Origin of the sequence: Mycobacterium sp. (genome assembly GCF_049673265.1) — a bacterium.
Classification (GTDB): Bacteria; Actinomycetota; Actinomycetes; order Mycobacteriales; family Mycobacteriaceae; genus Mycobacterium.
Genome location: NZ_JBATXN010000322.1, coordinates 1 through 4,398, shown reverse-complemented (window position 1 = coordinate 4,398; position 4,398 = coordinate 1). Strand labels below are relative to the sequence as shown.

At 67.5% G+C, this 4,398-nt stretch carries 2 protein-coding genes and 1 pseudogene; 1 reads left to right on the top strand and 2 read right to left on the bottom strand.

Translation table 11 applies throughout. The features are described 5' to 3' along the window. Positions 1-52 precede the first annotated feature (52 nt). Positions 53-949, bottom strand: a complete 897-nt coding sequence (locus WBF82_RS11395) for an alpha/beta hydrolase (RefSeq protein WP_424383139.1) — start codon at positions 947-949, stop codon at positions 53-55. A 146-nt stretch (positions 950-1,095) separates the two neighbouring features. Here WBF82_RS11395 and WBF82_RS11390 point away from each other — a divergent pair, with 146 nt between their 5' ends. Next, positions 1,096-4,104, top strand: a complete 3,009-nt coding sequence (locus WBF82_RS11390; protein ID WP_424383138.1) for an AMP-binding protein — start codon at positions 1,096-1,098, stop codon at positions 4,102-4,104. Here WBF82_RS11390 and WBF82_RS11385 read toward each other — a convergent pair. Then, positions 4,076-4,398 (bottom strand): annotated as a pseudogene (locus WBF82_RS11385) (hypothetical protein); the annotation flags it as partial. The gene WBF82_RS11390 and the pseudogene WBF82_RS11385 sit on opposite strands and share 29 nt — an antisense overlap.

Genomic DNA, 4,398 nt, shown 5'->3' with positions numbered 1-4,398 from the left:
CGCGCTGCTCTTCGGTTACCGAGAACGGTGCGCTTGCGCGCATAGCCGGCGATCAGCCCTTCGGAGCAAGTGCGGTGCGCAGGCTCGCGCACTGGCTGGCAAAAAATGCCTGTGACACACCAGCTTTCGGGAGGACCAGATCGAAACCATGGAAGGCCCCCTGGACCACCTCGACGTGGCAGGGTACCCCGGCCGCGGTGAGGCGCTCGGCGTAGGCCAGGTCCTCGTCATGGAACAGGTCGTGGGTGCCAACACCGATCCAGGCCGGCGCCAGCCCACTCAGGTCGGCGCGGCGCGCCGGGACGGCGACTTGGGGGTCGGCGTTGCCGAGGTACGCCGCCCAGCCGAAGCGATTGCTTTTCGGGCTCCACAATCGGTAGTTCGGGTTCTTCGGCACCACGCCGCTGCGGTCGTCGAGCATCGGGTAGGCCAGCAGTTGCAGTGCCGGGGCGATTTCGCCGCGGTCCCGGGCCAGCAGCGCCAGCGCTGCCGCCAGCCCGCCGCCGGCGCTGGCCCCGCCGATTGCCATCCGCGCCGGGTCAACCGCGGGCAGACTGGCCAGCCAGGTCAGCGCCGAGTAGCAGTCCTCCAGCGGTGCGGGATAGGGGTGCTCGGGCGCCAACCGGTAGTCCACCGACGCAACGGTGACGCCCAGCTCACGGGTGAAGCGGTGGCACAGGGCGTCGTCTTGCTGTGCGCTGCCCAGCACATAACCGCCGCCGTGGATCCACAGCAGCGCGGCGCTGCGTTGGCTGACGCCGACCGGGCGGTGCAGCCGCACACCAACACCGGAGCCCAGCGTGAGCACCTCGATGCCCTCGGGGGTCTTACCGTGCTGGATGACCGGAGACAGCCTGCGGATCAGTCGCAGCGTGCGCGGACCGACCAGTGCGCGTGGGGCAAGACGGGCGACTCTGCGGAGATCGGGGTGGAAATCGGTGGTCGGCACCCGTCCAGTATCGCCAACGCCGATCAGCCCCACCTGTCGGGCTCCGCGCTTAACCGCCAAAACATACTCTGGCTGCGCGTAGTCTCGAGTGAGTGACGTCAACCCATGCGTGATCGCCGGGAGTGTCGGTGTGACGTGTGGTACCGGTGACGTGGGGTAGCGGACTGATCGCCGGTCCGGTCAACCGGATCGTCGCGACCACGCGGACCGGCGTCGAGGTGCTGCGGTTCGGTGGCCTTCAGACTGGATCCCGTCCATCGTCGTTTCAGATCATCGAGCGGTGCGACATGTACCGGTTACGACGCTACTTCCCCGACGCCGCGACTGATTCGTCACGGCCGCCGGTAGTACTTGTGCCGCCGATGATGATGTCAGCCAACGTGTTTGACGTCACCAGAGACCAGGGCGCGGTCGGTGTCCTGCATGATCTCGGTGTGGACCCGTGGGTGGTGGACTTCGGCTCACCGGACCGGGAAACCGGTGGGCTCGAGCGCACGTTGAGCGACCATGTCGTGGCGCTGAGCCGGGTCATCGACTCGGTACAGGCACACACCGGCCGCGAGGTGCATTTGGCGGGCTACTCGCAGGGCGGCCTGTTCTGCTACCAAACCGCGGCTTACCGGCGTTCTGAGGGCCTGGCCAGCGTCATCACATTCGGCGCCGCCGTCGATTCGCTCAGTGGTCTGCCGTTCGGAATTCCCGCGGCCCTGGCGGGCCGCGGCGCCCAGCTGATCGCCGACCACGTCTTCAACCGTCTCTCGGTATCCGGATGGATGGCCCGTACCGGATTTCAACTTCTGGACCCGATCAAGACGGTCCGGGCGAGGTGGAACTTTCTGCGGCAGCTCCATGACCGAGAGGCGTTGCTGCCCAGGGAACAGCAACGCCGCTTCCTCGAGGTGGAGGGCTGGGTGGCATGGTCGGGTCCCGCGGTTGCCGAACTGCTACGGCAGTTCGTGGTCCATAACCGCATGATGGCCGGTGGCGCCGTCATCGATGGCATGTTGATCACGCTCGCCGAAATCACCTGTCCGGTCCTTGCGTTCGTCGGTGAGATCGATGACATCGGCCAACCTGCGTCCGTGCGAGGAATCCGGCGGGCCGCCCCCCGCGCCGAGGTGTCCGAGGTGCTACTGCGGGCAGGTCACTTCGGCCTCGTTGTCGGATCGACCGCCGCCACGCACACCTGGCCCGCTGTCGGTAATTGGGTGCTGTGGCGAGACGGTCGAGGGCCGAGGCCGGAGGGCGTGCACGCGATGGAGACCGATCCCAGCGTCGGGATCGATGGCGACCTCGGGCTGTCGTCGCGTATCGGTCGCTCGACGGTTGCGCTGGCCGAACTCGGCATCGGCGTAAGCCTGGGGTTGGTCGACGCCGCAGTCGGGGCGGCGCGCGGCGGAAGGGAAATCGCCGGGGAGGCCGTGCGTACCCTGCCCCGGCTCGCCCGCCTCGGGCGGCTGCAGCCCCATACCCGGGTGTCGTTGGGCCAGTTGATGGCCGAACAGGCGAACCGAGCGCCCGAAGAGGAATGCTTCCTCTTCGAGGATCGGGTCCATACCAACGCGGCCGTCGATCACCGCGTCGACGACGCGGTGCGCCGCCTGATCGCCGTCGGCGTCCGTCAGGGAGCCCACATCGGGGTGTTGATGGACACCAGCCCCAGCGCCGTAGCTGCGATCGCGGCACTGTCGCGGCTCGGCGCAGTGGCGGTGCTGCTACCCCCGGACGATGACCTCGTCGCCGCCGTCCGGCTGTGCGAGGTGGCCGACATCGTCACTGACCCACACCATCTGGCGGCAGCCGCCGCGACTGGGGCCAGGGTGCTGATCCTCGGTCACGGCCGCAGCGCGGACGTCGGCCGGACGGCGGCGGACCGGGTCGTCGAGTTGGACCGCCTCGACCTGTCCGCTGAGCGGCTGCCGCAGTGGTATCGGCCGAACCCGGGCCGGGCAAGTGATCTCGCCTTCGTGTTTTTCAGCACGACGGGAGGGCGCCGGGTGGTCAAGAAGGTCACCAATCATCGGTGGGCGCTGTCGGCCTACGGCACGGCTACTGCCGCCGCGCTGGGCCGCGGTGACACGATCTATTGCCTGACCCCGCTGCACCATCCGTCGGGTCTGATGGTCGGCCTAGGCGGCGCGGTCGCCGGCGGGTCGCGCATCGCGTTGACCCGGGGTGTCGACCCAACGCGGTTCGCCGACGAGGTCCACCGTTACGGGGTCACGGTGGTGTCCTACACCTGGGCCATGCTCCTCGAATTGGTGGACGCGACGTCGCCCGAGCTTGCCGAACATCATCCGATCCGGTTGTTCATCGGAGCCGGAATGCCGATCGGGCTGTGGCACAAGGTCACCGACCGATTCGCCCCGGCCCGAGTGATGGAATTCTATGCCTCCACCGAGGGGGACGCGTTTCTGGCTAATGTGGCGGGCACCAAGACCGGAGCCAAGGGTCGGCCGCTGCCGGGCAGCGCCGAGATTCGGCTCGGCGGCTACGACGCTGCGACGGGCCGGTTCATTGAGGATGACCACGGTTTTGTGCGCCCCTGCACCGACGATGAAGTGGGCGTGCTGCTTGCGAAGCCGCGCTCCGGACTCGATGCCGCGCACGTGTCGATGCGTGGGGTATTCGCCGAGGGAGACACCTGGATCACCACCGACCACCTGTTTCGCCGCGATAGCGACGGTGACTATTGGTTCGTCGACAACAGGAACACCGTGATCCAGTCGGTGTGCGGACCGGTTTTCTGCCAGCCGATTTGCGATGCCCTCGGCGACATCGCCGTGATCGACCTGGCCGTGGTCTACCCCGTTGCGAGCGACGCGCACGACGTCGCGGTCGCGGCCGTGACGCTTGGCAAAGACGGCGTCCTCACCGCGGCTACCCTGACCACCGCGTTGGGCGGCCTCCCACAGGACCAGCGTCCCGCCATCGTCCACATTGTTGATCGCATACCGGTCACGCCCTCTTACCGCCCACTGTCGACCACACTGCGGAAGGCCGGTCTGCCGGCGCCGGGGGAAACGACCTGGTACCACGACCACACTGACGGCCACTATCGACATTCGGCCCCCGCCGTCGGCATGCGAGCACGGTCTGGCCCCAGCGAGCCGTTGCAGGTGGTTGTTACGCCGCTCGGGCCTCGACCACGCTGAGGGGTGACGCGGTTTGCGCCGCCCGTGTCATCTGGAATCCGGCTTGGCTGAGCAGGTTTCGGTATTGGGCCGAGCGAACGGCCGGCAGCGGCGGAAACGGGTTCTCGTTGAGCGACAAGGCGAAAGGATCGGTCGCGTTGGGCAGCGCGTCGAGGATGTCCGCGGGGACGGGGCGACCGAATGTGTAATCGACCTCGATTTTCGCGAGGTGCTCGACGATATGGTCGACCACTCGCTGTGTCCTGGGCATCTGCTCACCTAACTTGTACGTCGGTAACACGACCTGCGGTTGGC